13 protein-coding genes are annotated in these 18,003 nt (G+C 68.0%); 5 read left to right on the top strand and 8 right to left on the bottom strand.

The window, feature by feature from the left end; genetic code table 11:
• The first annotated feature begins 8 nt into the window (after positions 1-8).
• The 5 genes from J2X70_RS01395 (at position 9) to J2X70_RS01375 (ending at position 7,504) form a co-directional block, all read left to right on the top strand.
• Positions 9-2,273 carry a DUF802 domain-containing protein gene (locus J2X70_RS01395; RefSeq protein WP_033831300.1) on the top strand — a complete coding sequence of 755 codons (2,265 nt, stop codon included), beginning with the start codon at positions 9-11 and terminating at the stop codon, positions 2,271-2,273.
• The gene (locus J2X70_RS01390; protein ID WP_025874313.1) at positions 2,270-2,929 is read left to right on the top strand and encodes an OmpA family protein; all 660 of its coding nucleotides are present in this window, start codon (positions 2,270-2,272) and stop codon (positions 2,927-2,929) included. Before J2X70_RS01395 ends, J2X70_RS01390 begins: the two co-directional genes overlap by 4 nt.
• Complete coding sequence (locus J2X70_RS01385) at positions 2,919-3,296, top strand: DUF2894 domain-containing protein (RefSeq protein ID WP_033831301.1); 378 nt, start codon at positions 2,919-2,921, stop codon at positions 3,294-3,296. The genes J2X70_RS01390 and J2X70_RS01385 overlap by 11 nt, the downstream gene beginning before the upstream one ends.
• Before the next feature lie 424 nt (positions 3,297-3,720).
• Positions 3,721-6,021: a TonB-dependent receptor gene (locus J2X70_RS01380; protein WP_309908513.1), complete on the top strand. Its 2,301-nt coding sequence runs from the start codon at positions 3,721-3,723 to the stop codon at positions 6,019-6,021.
• 22 nt (positions 6,022-6,043) lie between these two features.
• Positions 6,044-7,504, top strand: a complete 1,461-nt coding sequence (locus tag J2X70_RS01375; RefSeq protein WP_309908511.1) for an esterase-like activity of phytase family protein — start codon at positions 6,044-6,046, stop codon at positions 7,502-7,504.
• Between the two features lie 114 nt (positions 7,505-7,618).
• On the opposite strand, the gene J2X70_RS01370 is transcribed toward J2X70_RS01375, so the two are convergent.
• The 8 genes from J2X70_RS01370 to J2X70_RS01335 all read right to left on the bottom strand — a co-directional run bounded on the left by J2X70_RS01370 (position 7,619) and on the right by J2X70_RS01335 (position 18,003).
• Positions 7,619-8,062 carry a transposase gene (locus tag J2X70_RS01370; protein ID WP_025878591.1) on the bottom strand — a complete coding sequence of 148 codons (444 nt, stop codon included), beginning with the start codon at positions 8,060-8,062 and terminating at the stop codon, positions 7,619-7,621.
• 386 nt (positions 8,063-8,448) lie between these two features.
• Positions 8,449-9,213 (bottom strand): 2,3-dihydro-2,3-dihydroxybenzoate dehydrogenase, encoded by a 765-nt coding sequence (locus J2X70_RS01365; RefSeq protein WP_032975332.1) that lies wholly within the window; start codon positions 9,211-9,213, stop codon positions 8,449-8,451.
• Positions 9,204-13,082 carry an amino acid adenylation domain-containing protein gene (locus tag J2X70_RS01360; RefSeq protein ID WP_309908508.1) on the bottom strand — a complete coding sequence of 1,293 codons (3,879 nt, stop codon included), beginning with the start codon at positions 13,080-13,082 and terminating at the stop codon, positions 9,204-9,206. The genes J2X70_RS01365 and J2X70_RS01360 overlap by 10 nt, the downstream gene beginning before the upstream one ends.
• The gene (locus J2X70_RS01355; RefSeq protein ID WP_088100136.1) at positions 13,079-13,336 is read right to left on the bottom strand and encodes a phosphopantetheine-binding protein; all 258 of its coding nucleotides are present in this window, start codon (positions 13,334-13,336) and stop codon (positions 13,079-13,081) included. The genes J2X70_RS01360 and J2X70_RS01355 overlap by 4 nt, the downstream gene beginning before the upstream one ends.
• Complete coding sequence (locus tag J2X70_RS01350) at positions 13,336-13,968, bottom strand: isochorismatase family protein (protein ID WP_309908506.1); 633 nt, start codon at positions 13,966-13,968, stop codon at positions 13,336-13,338. The genes J2X70_RS01355 and J2X70_RS01350 overlap by 1 nt, the downstream gene beginning before the upstream one ends.
• The gene (locus J2X70_RS01345; RefSeq protein ID WP_025878586.1) at positions 13,968-15,620 is read right to left on the bottom strand and encodes an AMP-binding protein; all 1,653 of its coding nucleotides are present in this window, start codon (positions 15,618-15,620) and stop codon (positions 13,968-13,970) included. Before J2X70_RS01345 ends, J2X70_RS01350 begins: the two co-directional genes overlap by 1 nt.
• Positions 15,617-16,810: an isochorismate synthase gene (locus tag J2X70_RS01340; RefSeq protein WP_309908503.1), complete on the bottom strand. Its 1,194-nt coding sequence runs from the start codon at positions 16,808-16,810 to the stop codon at positions 15,617-15,619. Before J2X70_RS01340 ends, J2X70_RS01345 begins: the two co-directional genes overlap by 4 nt.
• Entirely contained in the window at positions 16,807-18,003 is a 1,197-nt protein-coding gene (locus J2X70_RS01335) for an MFS transporter (protein ID WP_309908501.1), read from the bottom strand. The genes J2X70_RS01340 and J2X70_RS01335 overlap by 4 nt, the downstream gene beginning before the upstream one ends.

Below are 18,003 nucleotides of genomic sequence, written 5' to 3'. Positions count from 1 at the left end.
GGAACACCATGTCCAGAACTGTTTTCCACGTCCTTGTCTTCCTTGCTGGCCTGCTGGCCGTGTGCTGGATCGGCGTCGGCTATGTCTCGGTGCACCCGCTGGGTGCAGCCGTGGCAGCGATCATCGCAGCCTGCTACATCGCCGGTGGCGTGGAGCTGTACCGCTACCGGCAGGCCAGCAATGGCCTGCGCGCCGCACTGGCTGACCTTTCGCTGGCCAAGGAAAGCCTGGCACCGTGGCTGGAGCGTGTGCCGCTGGGCCTGCGCAATGCCGTGCGCCTGCGCGTGGAAGGCGAACGCACCGCCCTGCCCTCGCCGGTGCTGACGCCCTATCTGGTAGGCCTGCTGGTGCTGCTGGGCATGCTCGGCACGCTGCTGGGCATGATGGACACCCTGCGCGGCACCGGCCTGGCGCTGCAGAGCGCCACCGACATGGCGGCCATCCGCGGCTCGCTGGCCTCGCCGGTGCAGGGCCTGGCGGTGGCCTTCGGCACGTCCATCGCCGGCGTGGCCAGCTCGGCCATGCTGGGCCTGCTGTCGGCACTGCTGCGCCGTGACCGCCTGCAGGTGGTGCAGCAGCTGGACCGCGCCATCGCCACTGACCTGCATCCGTATTCACAAGCCTGGCAGCGTGCCGAGTCGCTGCGCCTGCTGCAGTCGCAGTCTGCGGCGCTGCCTACGCTGATCGATCGCCTGCAGGCGATGACCAGCACCTTCGAACAGCACAGCGCGGCCGCCAATGAGCGCCTGCTGGCCGGTCAGGCCGAGTTCCTGACGCAGAGCCAGGCGTTGCAGGAACGCCTGGCAACCTCGCTGCAGCAGTCGCTGCGCGAGGGGGCCGAAGCCAGTGCTGCGGCCATTGGTGGCGCGCTGCAACCGATGGCCGAAACCACCTTGGCCGGTCTGGCCAGCCACGGCCAGGCGCTGCATTCGCGTGTCGAACAGGCCGTGCAGCAGCAGTTGAATGGTCTGGCCGAGGGCTTCGAGCGCAGCCGCGTGGCGACCGAAGCGAGCTGGGCCAAGGTAGTGGCCGAGCAGACCGGCGCGCAGCAGGCGCTGGTTGCCGAACTGCGCCAGCATCTGCAGTCCTTCAGCGAAGGCCAGAGCACGCAGGGTGAAGCCCTGGTGGCACGCATCGGCGAGCGCCTGCAGGCCGATGCCAGCAGCAACGCCGAGGCCTGGCGCGCTGCTGCCGAACAGCAGCATGCATTGAACAGTGAACTGGTCGAGCGCCAGCAGCAGGCGCTGCAGCATGCCAGCAGCCACCTGGATGACCGTGCGCAGGCGCTGCTGCAGGCACTGGATGAGCGCCACGCCGCCGGCCAGTCGCTGCTGCAGGAACACGAACAACAGCGCCTGCAGGATTGGCAGGCCGCACAGGCCGCCACCGCCACGGCGCATGCCGAACTGCAGGCGGGCCTGGATGCACGCGAACAGCAGCGCCAGCTGCGTTGGGACGCGGTAAGTACCGAGCTGCAGCAGGCGCACGCGGCGTTGCAGGCCCAGCTGCTGGCAGGCGACGAGCAGCGCCTGCAGCGCTGGAGCGACGCTTTGCAGAGCGTTTCCACCGATCTGGCCGAGCGCCTGCAGGCCAATGGCCAGCGCCTTGCCGAACAGCAGCAGCAGGTCTGCGACACGTTGGCGCAGACCGCGCAGCAGATCGGCGAGAACGGCCGTGCCCAGGCCAGCGCCACGCTGGCCGAAGTGTCCACCCTGCTGCAGACTGCGGCCGCAGCACCGAAGGCCGCCGCCGAGGTCATCAACGAACTGCGCAGCACCCTGTCCGAAAGCCTGGTGCGCGACAACAAGATGCTGGAAGAACGCGGCCACCTGCTGGCCACCGTGCAAACCCTGCTGGACGCGATCAACCACGCCTCGCACGAGCAGCGCACCGCTGTCGACGCACTGGTCGGAGGCTCGGCCGAACTGCTGGAACGCGTCGGTAGCCGTTTCAGCGACCATATCGCGGCCGAGACCGGCAAGCTCGATGGCATCGCCACGTTGCTCAATGGCAGTGCCGGTGAAGTGGGCCAGCTCGCCGGCACCTTCGGCGCTGCCGTTGAGCAGTTCGGCACCGCTTCGGCGGAGCTCACCGGACGCCTGGAGCAGATTGGCGGTGCGCTGGATGCGTCGCTGGCGCGCAGCGATGAGCAGCTGGCGTACTACGTGGCACAGGCGCGCGAGGTGGTCGACCTCAGCCTGCTGTCGCAGAAACAGGTGATGGAAGAACTGCAGCAGCTGGCCGCGCGCCGCGGCAAGGCCGGCAGCGCATGAGCGACGAGCTGGAGGTCGACGGCGGCTCCCACGCCCCGATCTGGGCGGCATTCGGCGATCTGATGTCGGTGCTGCTGGGCGCGTTCGTGTTGATCCTGGTCGGCGTGGTCGCCGTGCAGCTGGAGTTGTCGCAGCGCCTGGACCAGGAGGTCAAGCAGCGCCAGGCCGAAGCCAAGCGCTTGCAGACGCTGGAGCAGGCGCTGGCTGGCCCGCTCGCCGCCGGCCGGGTGACGCTGGTGAATGGCCGCATCGGCATCAGCGGCAGCGTGCTGTTCGCGCTGAACTCCGACCAGCTGCAGCCGGAAGGCCAGGAACTGCTGCGCAGCCTGGCCGCGCCGCTGGCGGCCTATCTGGGCACGCGCGAAGAGATCCTGATGGTCAGCGGTTTCACCGATGACGCACCGGTGCGGGAAGGCAACCGCCGTTTCGCCGACAACTGGGAGCTGTCCGCACAGCGCTCGCTGACGGTGACCCGCACCCTGATCGCCGACGGCGTACCGGCCGATGCGGTGTTCGCCGCGGCGTTCGGCAGCGAGCAGCCGGTCAGCTCCAATGCCAACGAAGATGGCCGGGCGCGCAACCGCCGTGTGGAGATCGCGCCGATTCCCAAGCCCAAGGCTGCTGCGCCGGGCGAGAAGAACGGCAATGGCAGCTGAGTCCTCGCCTTTGGAGGGATTGCGTGCCCTGGTGCGCGACCTCGACACCGGGTCGCGATCGCTGCTGCACTACCCGCAGGTGCCGATGCTGGACGACGTGCGCCGCGAGTGGTCCGAGCTGCGCAGCGAACTGCAGGTGCGCCGCTCGCTGCGCACCGAAGCCCCGGCGGATGGTGGCCCGCTGAACTCGGCGGTGCTGGTGCAGCGCATGCTGGACACGATGCAGGCGACCAGCCCCGGGTATCTGCGCCACTTCATCGACTATGTCGATACGCTGTCGTGGCTGCAGGCGTTGCAGGATGGTGCCGCCAGCGGCGGTGATGCAGCAAAACCCAAACGCACACGCAAGCCGCGCAACGCGGGTTGACGGATAGCGGTAGTGCCGGCCGCTGGCCGGCAGCCTCATGAACCCTCCGCAGCATCCCGCAGTTGCCGGCCAGCGGCCGGCACTACCCACCCGTATGTCCGCAGATGAAGCTGCGGGCATTGCAGGATGCGACGCTAAAGCGCACACGCAGCAACGCGGGTTGACCGATACCGGTAGTGCCGGCCGCTGGCCGGCAGCCTCATGAACCCTCCGCAGCATCCTGCAGCTGCCGGCCAGCGGCCGGCACTACCCACCCGTATGTCCGCAGTTGACCATGTCACCAGACAGTCATCTGTCTAGCGCACCATTTTCACGTTGATCGCGCGGCGCCCAAGGCGCCCGTGATCGCATCGCGTGTTTCCCCTTTCATCTGCCTGAGCTCCGCTTCCATGCGGCGGCTCGCGCTTGCCTGAGTGCCTGTTCCATGACCAAGACCCTGTTGGCTGCTGCGTTGTCCCTGGCCCTTGCACCGACCGCGTGGGCGCAGCAGGCGCCGTCCGCCACCGAACTCGATGCGGTTTCAGTCATCGGCAGTGGCGAGGCGCGCCAGGTGCAGCGCATCACCCGCGAGAACCTGGACATCCTGCCGCCGGGTACCAGCCTGCAGAAGACGCTCAACCTGCTGCCCGGCGTCAACGCGCAGTCGGCCGACGCGCTGGGCACCAACGAACAGTCGATGACCCTGAGCCTGCGCGGTTTCAACTCCACCCGCCTAGGCTACACGCTGGACGGCGTGCCGCTGGGCGATGGTGCGTACAACAACTACAACGGCCTGACCATCAACCGTGCGCTGATCAGCGAGAACATGGCGGGCGCCGAACTGGCGGTGGGCATCGGCAGCCTCGGCACGCCGTCCACCAGCAACCTCGGCGGCACCATCTCCTATACCTCCGACCGCCCGGCGCAGGAACTGGGCGGCCGCGTGGTGCAGACCTTCGGCAGCGATGCCAACCGTCGCACCTTCGTGCGCGTGGACAGCGGCGAGTACAACGGATTCTCCGGCTACGTATCGGGCATGAACGCGGTCTCGGACCTGTGGAACGACCAGACCGCGTACAACAAATCCACTACCCAGCAGTTCAACGCGAAGGGCGTGTGGAACTTCGGCAGCGGCCAGATCACAGGTTTCGTCGACACCTCGCGGACCAGCCAGGCGGACTACTTCTACCTGTCCAAGGACGAGATGTCCCGCGGCCTGGGCTGGGACTGGGGCGGCTACGCACCGGACTGGAACAAGGCCGTGGCCAAGGCCTACTGCAACACCGCCAGCCTCAACGCGAAGAAGTGCGACAACAGCGGTCCGGACAAGGACGCCGACGGCGCATTCACCGCCGGGCAGATCCTGCGCGATGACAACCTGTACTACCTGGCCGGTGATTTCTTCCTGGCCGATGGCTTCAGCCTGCGGGCACTGGCCTACCACCACGATGACCGCGGCGAAGGCCACAACTGGAACAGCGGTGCGTGGTCCAACAAAGGCACCGCGCAGGAAATCCCGATCATCTTCCGCAACACCATCTACACCATCGACCGCGATGGCGGCACGCTGTCCTTCGATTGGGAGCTGGGCGCACACCGCCTCGAAGGTGGCGTCTGGTACGAACGCAACACCAGCAGCGCCGAACGCTACCAGACGGCGGTGGACGGTCCACGCGACCTCAGCGGCATGAACACCCTGCCCTCGGATGTGGGCGTGTTCGCCCAGCGTACGCGCTGGAAGACCCACCAGTTCTTCCTGAAGGACACCTGGCGCCTGCTCGATGACCGCCTGACCCTGGAGTTCGGCGCCAAGAGCCCGCACGCCACCTCCGATGCGCAGGCGCTGCCGGGCGATGCGAAGACACCGATCCTGCCGAGCTCGAACAACCAGTTCGCCACCGGTTCGCTGAAGGCCAGCAGGAATTTCCTGCCCAGCGTGGGTGCCAACTTCCGCCTCGGCGAGCATCACGAAGTGTTCGCCAGCTACGCCGAGAACATCGCCATGTTCCAGGGCGGCTTCAAACTTGGCCCACAGGCGGTCAGCCAGGCCACCTGGAACGCGCAGGGCAACCTGAAGCCGGAAGAATCACGCTCGCTGGAGGCGGGCTATCGCTTCGTCTCCGATACGTTGCAGGCATCGGTCGCTGCCTACAGCGTGCGCTTTGACAATCGCCTGCTGCAGTACAACCCCTGCGATTCGCGGCAGCCGGTCGGCCCCACCTGCGGCAACCGTTTCTACAATGTCGGCGGCGTCGACAGCCGCGGTGCTGAACTGACCGTGCTGTGGACACCGAACGAGCACTTCAGCTGGTACACCTCGGCGTCGCTGAACCGCTCGACGTATGCCTCCAACTACACCCAGGCCGGCGTCGAGCAGCAGATCAAGGGCAAGATCCAGACCGACACGCCCAAGCAGCTGCTGGCCACCGAAATCACCTGGCGCGACAACGGCTGGTTCGCCAGCCTACGCGGCAAGTACACCGGCGAACGCTTCTACACCTATACCAACGACCAGGGCTTTGGTGGCTTCACCGTGTTCGACCTGGCCGGTGGCTACGATTTCGGTCAGGTTGGCTTCGCCAAGGGCATGCGCCTATCGCTGAACGTGACCAACGTGGGTGACAAGCGCTACGCCAGCAACCTGGACTCGAGCGTGTTCGCCCCCAGCGACCCGGCCGGCAAGCTGTATGTGTTCCATGCGTCGGCACCTCGCCAGGTGTTCGGTACCATCGACATCCGTTTCTGATCGCCGGCCGAGGAGTCCCTTGATGTCCGTTACTGCCCTGCTGTTGGCCGCGCTCTCGGTCAGCGGCTACAACGCACCGCATGAAGCCCGCGGCATGCCGCCACGCGCGGTGGACGTGGCCAGCTTCACTTACGTGGACAAGGGATTGGTCGCCGCCGGACGATTGCCGGCCGGCACCGTGGACTTCCTAGGCGATACGCTGGGCTCGTTCTCGTCGTTGGCGGTACAGCCGGGCACGTGGCGGCGTACCGCGCGTGGCTATGAAGGGGTGCTGTGGACCCTGCCCGACCGCGGTCGCAACGATCCGGAAGCCGGCCTGTTCTACGACTACGCCGGTCGCCTGGAGCGCATGCAGCTGCGCATCGACTGGCCGGCGGACAAGCCAGAGAGCTTCGGCACGCTGACGATGAAGCCGGAAAAGGGGTTGGTGCTGAAGGACTACAACGGCCAGCCATTCACCGGTGCCGACCCCGGTGATCACACCATCATCCAGCGTGGCGTGGTGCTGCCCTCCCCCGCCGTGGGCGCGGGGGCCGGCAAGGTCGCACTTGATGCCGAATCGCTGCAGTTCACTGCGGACGGCCACTTCTACATCGGCGACGAGTACACCGCCAACGTCTATTACTTCAACGCACAGGGCCAGCTGCAGGGCGTGATCGTGCCGCCGCAGGCGATCCAGCCACAACGTGATGGCAAACCTGCCTTTGGATCATTGGCTCCGCCGCAGACCGGGCGCCGCAACAACCAGGGCGTGGAAGGCATGGGCCTGTCGCCCGACGGCACACGGCTGTTCGTTGCCCTGCAGAGCGCGCTGATGCAGGACAGCGCGGCGGGCAATGCCGCCGGCCGCATCAACACCCGCGTGCTGGTCTACGACGTGTCCAGCAGCCCGACGCCGGCGCAACCGGTGGGCCACCATGTGATGATCCTGCCCGCCTACGCCCACGACGGCAAAGGCAAGCTCGACCGTACCGCTGCACAGAGCGAGCTGCGTGCGCTGGACAACGAGCGTTTCCTGATGCTGGCGCGCGATGGCAATGGCCTGGGCAAGGATGGCGACGACCCGATCGTCTATAAGTCGGTGCTGCTGGTGAACGTGGCGCAGGCCTCCAATCTGGTGGATACGGAATATGAGACCGGCACGGCATCGGTGCTGGCCGATCCGGCTGACGCCATGTTGAAGACCGGCATCGTGCCCGCCAAGCTCAATGAGGTGCTGAACCTGCTCGACCGGCCGCAGCTGGCCCGGGCCGGGCTGGACCTGGACACAGGGCGTGGCCCTCACCCGGGATTGCTGTCGGAGAAGTGGGAAGCAATGGACGTGTTGCCGGCGCTTGATCCAGAGCACCCGAACGACGTACTGCTGCTGATCGGCAACGACAACGACTTCACCGCCCGCAACTGCCGCATGCAGGGCGAGCACTGCGACAGTGGGTACGACAACGACAACCGGGTGCTGGTGTATCGGCTCACCCTGCCGTAGTGCCGGCCGCTGGCCGGCAACCTCACAAACCCCGACCGGTGGTAGTGCCGGCCGCTGGCCGGCAGCCTCATGAATCTCCGGAAACACCGCCTGGTTGCCGGCCAGCGGCCGGCACTACCAGATCGACCACGCATAGGGATACTGGCCAATCTCCCTGGCCAGGCCCGCCCGAATGGGATTTCCCAGGATATACAGAGCCTGGCGATGCAACGATTCCTCTGCCCTGACCGCATGATCGAAGTACCCGGACTGCCAGACCACGCCGCGGCGACCGACCAGCCGATTCAAGGCCAACGCGCTGGATGATTTGAACCGACGGGCGATACCCGACAGCTCCGACGCACGTAGTTGCAACATCCAATGCACATGATCCGGCATCACCACCCATGCCAGTGACTGGACCAGGCCTTGTCGCTCCAGTTCCTCAAACTGGCTGGAGACGCAGCCTGCGGTAGCGCCGCATTCAAAGCGTCGGCGGCGCTGGCATGTTGTCGTGGTCAGCACATATACCTGACCGATGATGGAGCGCCGCCCGTGGCGCAGGAGATCGCTGCTCATGGCCCATCGTGGATCAGGCAGACCTCGCTGGCTGTCGGGGAACAGCGCGAGATTCCATGAGGATGTTGCTGACAGTCTGCTGGGGTTGCCGGCCAGCGGCCGGCACTACCCAACGCAAAAGCCCGTCACGTCCGCCCCGTGGTAGTGCCGGCTGCTGGCCGGCAACCCACGCCAACGCACAAGCCCATCGCGCCTGCCCCATGGTAGTGCCGGCCGCTGGCCGGCAACCCACGCCAACGCACAAGCCCATCGCGCCTGCCCCGTGGTAGTGCCGGCCGCTGGCCGGCAACCCACGCCAACGCACAAGCCCATCGCGCCTGCCCCATGGTAGTGCCGGCCGCTGGCCGGCAACCCATGAACCCCGCCCGGCGGTGTGGCCGGCCCCGTCACCCGCGCAGCGTGGCGCCACCATCTACGTACAGGTCACTCATCGCCACGTGCCCGGCCTGCTCGGACAGCAGGAACATCACCGCCTGCGCGATGTCCTCCGGCGTGGCCAGCTTGCGCAAGGGGATGCCCGCCTTGTAGGTGGCCGGATTGCCGGCGATCACCCGTGCCGCGCCCTGCTCGTCTTCCCACATGCCGGTCTGCATCGGGGTCAGCGTGGAGCCCGGCGCAACGATGTTGCAACGGATGCCCAACGGTGCCAGCTCCAGGCCCAGGCAGCGGGTGAACATCGTCGCCGCCGCCTTCGAGGCGGCATAGGCGGCCATGCCATGCCGTGGCACGCCCGCCGCGTTGGAACTGACGGTCACGATGGCACCTTGCCGGCGCGGCGACATCACCCGTGCCAGTGCGCGGCCCACATGGAACACACCATCGGCATTGACCGCGAACACCCTGCGCCAATCCGCGTCACGGGTGTCCACGACCTCGCCGACATGCAGCACGCCCGCCACGCTGGCCGCCAACATGATCGGTCCCACCGTGGCTTCCACCTGGTTTACCAGCGCGTCCACGGCCGCGCCGTCGGTGACGTCCAGTGCGAAAGCCTGCACGCGACCATCGTCGGCTGCCAGCGCAGGTCGCTCGCGATCGGTTGCCACGACCCGGCACCCTGCGTCCAGCAGTTGCCCGACCAGCGCCGCACCGATACCGCCCGCTGCGCCGGTCACCAGCGCCACATTTCCTTCAAAACCCGTCAGCTGCATGTTGCGCTCTCCTGTTGCCTGTCCCACTGCTGCAGCCGCGCCGACAACCACGGTGCCAGCTGCGCCACCGCATCACGCCCGGTCAGTTCGGCGTGCAGGAACGGCAGCTCGATGGCATCCACCTGCAGCGCATGTGCCCTCCAAAGCGCGGACTGCAACTGCGGCCGTGCCTGATGATCGCGTCCGGCCCGCACATGCGCCAGCGTTCCGACGAAGGGTCGGTGCTGGTGTTCGCGGATCAGTCGATTGGTTCCGGTCACCGCCCGTACCACGCCGTCGAGCACCACCTCGGGCAGGCTGCCCAGCGCGCTGCCGCCGCGCCGCAGGAAGGCGAGGATGCGCTCGCGATCGTCCAGTTCCGGATGCGCGTCCGGGTCATGCCCGGCGATGGCCAACAGCGCCCGCAGCGCCGCGATCGGGTCGGGCTCCGGTTCGGCACGCCAGCATTCGCTGGGATAGGCATCGAGCAGCACCAGTTCGCCGACCTCGCGGCCGATGTCGTGCAGGCGCACGGCCATCGCCTGCGCGAGGATGCCCCCCACCGACCAGCCGAGCAGATGGATCGGCCCCTGTGGCTGCAGCGTGATCACCCGCTGCACATAGTCATTGGCCATGGCCTCGATGCTGCCTGGCAGCGGTTGCGTGGGGTCGAGCGCGGGTGACTGAAGCCCGTACACCGCGCGCGTTGGCTGCAGCGCCCGGGCCAGCGCGCGATAGTTCCAGGCAATGCCGCCTGCCGGGTGCAGCACGAACAGGGGGGCTGCGGTTGCCTCGTCGGATGCAGACAGCGCAATCACCGGCCCCAGCGCGTGATCGGCGCGTGCGGGCGGCTCGGCAATGCGTGCCGCCAGCGCGGCTACGGTCGGTTGCGCGAACAGCGCGCCCAGCCCCAGCTCACAACGCCAGCGCTGCTCGATGGCCAGCAGCAGGTGCACGGCCGACAGGGAGTCGCCTCCGATGCTGAAGAAATCCACATCAACCGCCACCGGCAGTTCACGCCCCAGCGCCTGTGCGAACAGCCCGGCCAGTTCCTGCTCCAGCGGCGTACGCGGCGCCTGCCCCGCAACGTCCTGCTGCGGCGGTTTCGGCAGCGCAGACCGGTCCAGTTTGCCATTGGCGGTCACCGGCCACTGATCCACGCCCACGAACGCAGACGGCACCATGTAGTCCGGCACCCGCGTCAGCAGATGGCTGCGCAGCGCCGCTGCATCGAACAGCGCCGTCGGCACATAGGCGACCAGCCGCGCCTCACCGGGAAGATCATCGCGAAACAGCACTTCCACCCGGTCCATGCCAGACAGCTCGCGCAACGCTGCTTCAATCTCGCCAAGTTCGATGCGCAGGCCGCGCAGCTTTACCTGATGGTCGCTGCGTCCCAGGTACTCGACCGCACCGTCGCCCCGCCAGCGTGCCACGTCGCCGGTGCGGTAGATGCGCTCACCCGGCAGGAACGGATCCGCCAGGAAGCGCTCGGCCGTCAGGTCGTGGCGGCCGAGATAGCCGCGCGCCAACTGCACACCGCCGAGGTACAGGTCACCGGCCACGCCCACCGGCACGGGCTGCATCCGTGCGTCCAGCACATACAGGCGGGTGTTCCAGACCGGGAAACCGATCGGCACCGGTTGCGAGCGGTCATCGGCCGAGGCTGGCCACCAGCTCACATCCACTGCCGCTTCGGTCGGCCCATACAGATTGTGCAGTTCGGCATGCACCCGCGCATGGAAGCGGTCGCGCAGCGCGGCATCCAGCGCCTCGCCACTGGTGAACACGCGCCGCAGCCGCAGGTCCTGTGAGGCCGGTGCAGCCAGGAACGCATCCAGCATCGACGGTACGAAATGTGCGGTGGTGACACCATGGACGCGGATCAATCGCGCCAGCTCGGTCGGGTCGCGGTGTGCGTCCGGCCCCGCCAACACCAGCGTCGCGCCGCACAGCAGTGGCAGGAAGAATTCCCAGACCGATACGTCGAACGTTGCCGGGGTCTTCTGCAGAATCCGGTCGTCGGCGCCCATGCCATAGTGCTCGCGCATCCACAGCAGGCGATTGACGATGGCGCGGTGTTCGATCACCACGCCCTTGGGCTCGCCGGTCGAACCGGAGGTATAGATCACATAGGCCGCATCGCCACCCGTCGGGCCCGGCCAGGGTGCGGCAAAGCTCAGGTCGGTCCACTGCTCCGGCGGCAGCACCGGCACATCTGAAAGACGGGATTGCACGCTGGCCTCTGCCAATACGCAGACCGGCTGCGCCGACGCCAGAATCCGCGCCAGGCGCTCCGCGGGATGGGCAAGGTCCAGTGGCAGGTACGCGCCGCCTGCACGCAGCACCGCCAGCAACGCAATCACCAGTTCCAGCGAACGCGGCAGCGCTACGGCAACGACCGTGCCCGGGCCCACGCCCAGCGAGCGCAGCTGCGCCGCCAGGGCGAAGCTGCGCGCCTCCAGCGCAGCATGGTCCAGCGTCGTATCGCCGAAGACCAGCGCCGCTGCCGACGGATCGCGGTCCATGCCCTGCTGCAGCAGTTCGACCAGGGTGGTGCCAGGCAGCGCATGCGTGGTGGCATTGAAACCATGCACGACCTGCTTCGATTCTTCCGGCGTGGCCAGTGGCACCGTCGCGATGTCTTCGGCCAGCAGCGCGGCCGACACGAAATGCAGCAGCCGCCGGGCATGCGCCTTCATGTCATCCAGCCCATACAGGGCCGGGTTTGCTTCAATCTCCAGATCCAGCAGGGTCTGTCCATCGCCACGGAAGCCCAGTGTCAGGTCGTCAACCGGGCCGGTGCTCAGCACTTCCAGTGAGGCCTGCACACCCGGCAGCGCCAGCGGCTTGTAGAACGGCTGTACGTTGATCAACGGCCCATGCAGACGGTGCTGTGCACCGACCAGGCCGAGGTCACGACGCAGCTGTTCGCCACGGTAGCGCCCATGCTTGCGGCTCTGGCTGAGCTGGCGCCCGATGCGCCGGCAGAATTCCTCGACGCCGCCCTCGCCGCCCGCTACCCGCAGCGGCAGCACGTTCATCACCATCGCCGGCACCCGCGCCGCCGCGTTGCCAAGCCGCGCCATGTACGGCACCCCGAGCACGACTTCCTCGGACGCGCTCATGCGACGCACATACTCGGCGGCCAACGCGGCAAGCACATCCGGCCACGGCTGCAGCCACGATGCCGAGACCTGCAGCAGGCGCTCGCGCAATGCGGGGTCCACCGGCTGCACCCAGCGCAGTGCATCGTCACTGGCCGCGGCGGTGCCGGCCAGGCCGGTGGAGGCCGGGGCGCCCTGCAGCGCCTGCAACCACCACTGCCGGTCGACGTCGCGGCGCGCATCACTGCGGTAGCTGGCATCATCGGCCAGCACGCCCGCCAACCCGGGCAGCGCACTACCGGTGCGGCTCGCATACAGGGCGCAGACGCGGTCAGTGAACAGCGCCATGCCATAGCCATCGGTGGCCAGGTGATGCACGCGCAGGTACCAGGCCCAGCGCTGGCCACCCAGGTCGAACAGCACCTGCTGGCTCAGCCGGTCGCGGGTCGGGTCGACCGCGCTGCAGCGGTCAGCCAGCATCGCCGCACGCGCCGTCTGCTGCGGATCATCGGCCGCGGCGACATCGCGCAGCTGCAGCAATGGCACCCGCGCGGGCTCGTGCCACTGCACGGGCTGGCCGTCCTCGGCCTCGGCGAAACGCAACGCCAGCGCCTCGGCCTCGACGGCGGCCTGGTTGGCGGCAGCGGTGAACGCCGGCACATCCAGCAAACCCTCGATCCACACCGCGTGCGCGGTATTGAATGCAGGATTCTGCGGTGCCAGCCGCTGGGCAAACCACAGCCCTGCCTGCGCCTCGGTCAGCGGCAGCGGCGATCCGTTCATGCCGTCTGCGCGGCCTGCAGCTGCTGCACCACCGCCCACCACTGGCGCAGCGTGGTGTGTTCAGCCAGCTGCGCGAACTCCAGTGGCAGCCCGGTGTTGCCCCAGGCCAGCACCAGCCCCAGCATGCGCATCGAATCCAGATCCAGATCGATCAGGTTGTCATCATCGCCGATGTCAGCCGCGTGGCAGTCCAGCACGCGGGCGACGTCGGCGCGCATGCGCTCCAGGGTCAAGGTTTCGGTCGTCGCGTTCATCACATTGCCTCCAGCAGCTGGTCGGTGATCATCGGTACGCCGCAGGTGCGGGCGATCCAGTGCAGCGCCTGGTCATGGTCGGCACGCGAGAAATCGGCCACGGCATCGGCAGCGATGAACGTCTCGATGTCACGCTGGAACGCCTCCACCGCTGTCGCGGTGCATCCGATATGCGCGTAGACGCCGGTGATCAGCAGCTGGTCGCGGCCGCGCACGCGCATCAGCGTTTCCAGATTGCTGCGCTGGAACGCGCTGTAGCGGTGCTTTACCAGCACATGCTCGCCCGGCTGCGGCGCGAGTGCGTCGATGATCGGCTCGTGGTCGGCACGCCGGCCCATGCCCGGGCCCCACAGGTCTGCCTGCAGGCCGCGGTCGCGGCGGTCCTGGTCGCCGTGCTGGGCGGTGTAGAACACCGGAATGCCGTGCGTACGGCAATGTCCCAGCAGGCGCGCGATGTTGTCCACCGCCGGCTGCAGCGGCGCGTTGCCGGCGTCGAATGCGGCGAGGAAATAGCGCTGCATGTCGTGTACCAGCAAGGCAACACGATCACGCTGGGGGCGCCAGGCGCCTCGCGCCTGCGGCAGTTCCGCAGCGGTCGGCAGGGAATACGGGGTAATGCGGGGCAGCGCCATCAGCGCGTTCCTCCTGTCTGTTGCAGATGACGCGCGCGCAGCTGCGCGCGCAGTTCGCGGCGGCTGATCTTGCCAACCGCCGTGGTGTCGAAACTGTCCACGAAAACAATCTGATCGGGCACCTTGAAGGCGGCCAGGCCACGCCCGCGCATCCACGCCTTCAGCGCCGGCGCCTTGATGGCCTCGCCCTGCTGGATCACGAAGGCACAGCTGCGCTCGCCCAGGTAGTCGTCAGGAATGGAGACCACGGCGGCATCGAATACGCCAGGATGGGCCAGCAGATGGTCTTCGATCTCCTCGGCGGAGATCTTCTCGCCCGCCCGGTTGATGTGGTCGCCGGCACGGCCCTGCACCACCAGATAGCCGCCGGGCAGCTGCTGCACGCGGTCGCCGGTGCGGTAGAAGCCGTCGTCGGTGAACGAGCGCGCGTTGGCCGCCGCGTCATTGTGGTAACTGCGGATGGTGTACGGACCGCGCGTGAGCAGATGACCGACCTCGCCTTCGGCAACGGGCTGGTCGTGGTCGTCGACCACGCGCACTTCATCATCCTCGCTGATCGGCCGGCCCTGGCAGGCGACGACCAGGTCCTGCGGGTCATCCAGCCGGGTGTAGTTGACCAGGCCTTCGGCCATGCCGAACACCTGCTGCAACGTGCAACCGAGGCCATCGATGACCCGCCGCGCGGCTTCCGGCACCAGCTTCGCTCCCCCGACCTGCAGCACCCGCAGGCTGGACAGATCGTGCCTGCTGGTCGCCGCCGCCTGCGCCCACAGCAGCGCCAGGGGCGGCACCAGACCACAGCAGGTCACCTTCTCGCGCGCGATCAACGGAAATGCCGCATCCGGGCCGGGGCCCGGGCTGAGTACCACGCGGGCGCCGGCGTACAGCGCACCGAAGAAACCCGGCGAACTCATCGGGAAATTGTGTGCTGCCGGCAGCGCAACCAGGTACACGCTGTCGCGGTCGATCCCACAGATTTCGTTGCTGGCGCGGAACGAGTAGATGTAATCGTCGTGCGTGCGCGGAATGAGCTTTGACAGCCCGGTGCTGCCGCCGGAGATCTGCAGGAACGCCACCGACTGCGGATCTGGATCGGCCGGCAGCTGGCTGCGATCGCCCTGCAGCGATTCCAGCGCGACGAACTCGGCCGCATCGCCGTCGATCAGCACGTGGCGTACCGCCGGCACTTCCGCCTGCAGCGCGCGCGCCAGGCCACGATGATCGAAGCCTTCATGGACATCGGTACTGATATAGGCACTGGCCTCGGCCTTGCGCGCAAAGTGGGCCAGCTCGGTGATGCGATGTGCCGGCAGCGCGTACACCGGCACCAGCCCGGCGCGGAACAGGCCACAGACCGTTGCGATGAAACCGGCCGTATTGCCCAGCTGCACCAGCACGCGCTCGCCGGGTTGCAGGCCCAGCGCCAGCAGCCCGGCGCCGATGCGCCCGGCCTCATGCCAGAGCTGCGCATAGCTCAGGCGCACATCGCCAGCCACCACCGCGATGTCATCGGCATGGCGCTCGGCGCGTTCGCGCAGGAAACCCGGGAAGGTTTCGCCACGCCAATGACCTGCGGCCCGATAGCGCGCCACCAGCGCTTCAGGCCATTGCTGTTGCAGCGGCAGGCGCGAATCAACGGTGGACGGCGTCATGCGGATACCTCGATCAGGGACAGCGGGTCCTGCACGCCCAATGCGTTCAGCAGGGCAGCAAACTTGGCGGCGGTTTCGGCCACTTCGGCCTCGGGCTGCGAGTCGGCGACGATGCCGGCGCCGGCATACAGGCGCAGCTGGGTGCCCTGCAGGCGCGCGCAGCGGATCGCCACATACCAGTCGCCGTCCCCCTGCGCATCCAGCCAGCCCACCGCACCGGCATAGAAGCCGCGCGGCACCGGTTCCAGCGCACGGATGCGCTGCAGTGCCTGCAGCCGCGGGGTACCGCAGACGGCCGGGGTGGGATGCAGCTCGGCCAGCAGGGTCGCCGCCGACGTAGCAGCGTCCTTCAGCGTGGCGTGGATGCGCGTACCCAGATGCCACATGCTGGCGGTGGCGTGCAGCACCGGGCGTGGCTGCGCTTCGATATGGCTGCACCAGGGCGAGAGGCCATCGACAATGGCGTCGACCACATGCCGGTGTTCGTCATGATCCTTCGCCGATGCCAGCAACGCCTGCGCGGCGCGCTCGTCCGCAACCGGATCGGCACTGCGCTTGGCCGAACCGGCCAGCGGATGCGACAGCACCTGCGCACCGCGTTTGCGCAGCAGCAGTTCCGGTGTCGCCCCCACCAGCCATGCCGGCGCCTGGCCAACGTCCACCGGCAGCGGTACGGCGTAGGTCGCTACCGAAGGATCGGTGCCGAGGCGGGCCAGCAGCATTTCCGGTGACAGCGCCTGCTGCGTGTGCGCCAACAGGCTGCGCGCCAGTACCACCTTGTGCAGCTCCGGGTCCGGCGCGCGCATCGCGCTGACCGCGTCGGCCACGGCCGCTGCATACGCCTGCGCCGAGGGCTCGGCAGTCAGCGCTCCGGACAGCGCCGGCGCCGCCTGCGACTGCACGGGCAATGCCGGCAGCAGGCGCTCGGGCTGGTACAACGCATCATCGGCGCGCGGCTCGAACGGCACCGCGCCGACCAGCAGGCCCGGCCCACCGCGCTGCTGCGCGAAGAACGTCGCCACGCGCTCGGCCAGCGTCGCCAGCGCACCGGTCGGCAAGGGTGCGCGGCAGCCGCGCGCGTGCATCTGCTGATCGGCCTGCCGCAGCAGGAACAGCGACGCTTCGGCGGTGGGCTCGGGCAGCATCGACGCAGCCTCCGGCCACGCGCCCTGCATCAGGGAATCGTTCATGGGGTCTCCTTCATCCGATACGCTGCTGCCAGCACGCACAGCACCAGCAGCAGCACGCCGACCAGCAGGTAAGGCAGGCTGGCGCCGCCGCGATACAACAGGGTGCCGAGCATCGGCCCGGCCACCATGCCCAGCCCCTGCGCCCCCGCGACGGTGCCGGCCGCCGCCCCCTGTTCGTGCGCCTGCACCGCGTCGGCGGCCAACGCCTGGAACGAGGGGAACACGAAGCCCATGCCGAACGCTGCAAGCGCGTAGGCCGCCGGCAACTGCCAGGTCTGCTGCACCGCCGCCACCGACGCAAAGCCGATGCCTGCGATCAGTGCGCCGAGGATGATCCAGCGCCGGGGATGCACGTCCAGTTTCATCACCAGCCCCTGCGCGAGGATCAGGCCCACGCCGACTGCAGTCAGTGCGATGCCGGCCATGCGTGCACCTTCGGCTGCATCCAGGTCGAAACGATCAATGGCGAAGAAGCCGACCGTGACCTGGGCGATGGTCACCGACACCATCGCCACGAACGCGGCCATCTGCGGCAGGCGCAGCCGCGGGTCGAGGCGCGACAGCGGTACGCGGTTGCGGCTGTGTGCGGCTGCCACCGGCGGCGTGGCCGGCAGGCGCCAGGCCAGCAGGCCCAGCGCGAGCAGCGGCAACAGCGCAGCCACGTACAGCGCCAGCGGCAGGTTCTTGTAGGCAAGCCATCCGGCAGCAGCCGGACCCAGCACCATTCCCAGCGCGTTGGCGCTGCCAAGGCGGGCGAGGAATTTCGCACGTTGGCCGGTGGGTGCCTTGTCGGCGATCAGCGCAGCAGCGGTCGGCGGCACAGCCGCGTAGAACAGGCCGATCAGGCCACGCGCACCGACCAGCACCAGCACCGAGACCAGCACCGGCGGTATTGTCAGCAGCGCGACATCGATGAACACCGCCAGCGCGATGTAGACCACGGTGTAGGCACTCATCGCCAGCATCAGCACGCGCTTGCGGCCGATGCGGTCGCTGAGCTGGCCCCAGGGGCGCGCGGCCAGCATCCACAACACACCCGCGGCCGTGACCGATAGACCGGCATGCCATTCGGACAGGCCCAGCAGGCGGACCACCGGGCCGATGACGGCGACGAAGGACATCATCGCCATGGTGCCGATCAGGGCAGCCAACACCAGCGCCGGCAAGCCGGGAACCACGGGACGTGCATGCAT

Source organism: Stenotrophomonas sp. 1337, from assembly GCF_031455455.1.
GTDB classification, from domain to species: Bacteria; Pseudomonadota; Gammaproteobacteria; order Xanthomonadales; family Xanthomonadaceae; genus Stenotrophomonas; species Stenotrophomonas indicatrix.
The sequence above is the reverse complement of the archived record's forward strand: the minus strand, read 5'-3'. Positions and strand labels throughout refer to the sequence as shown.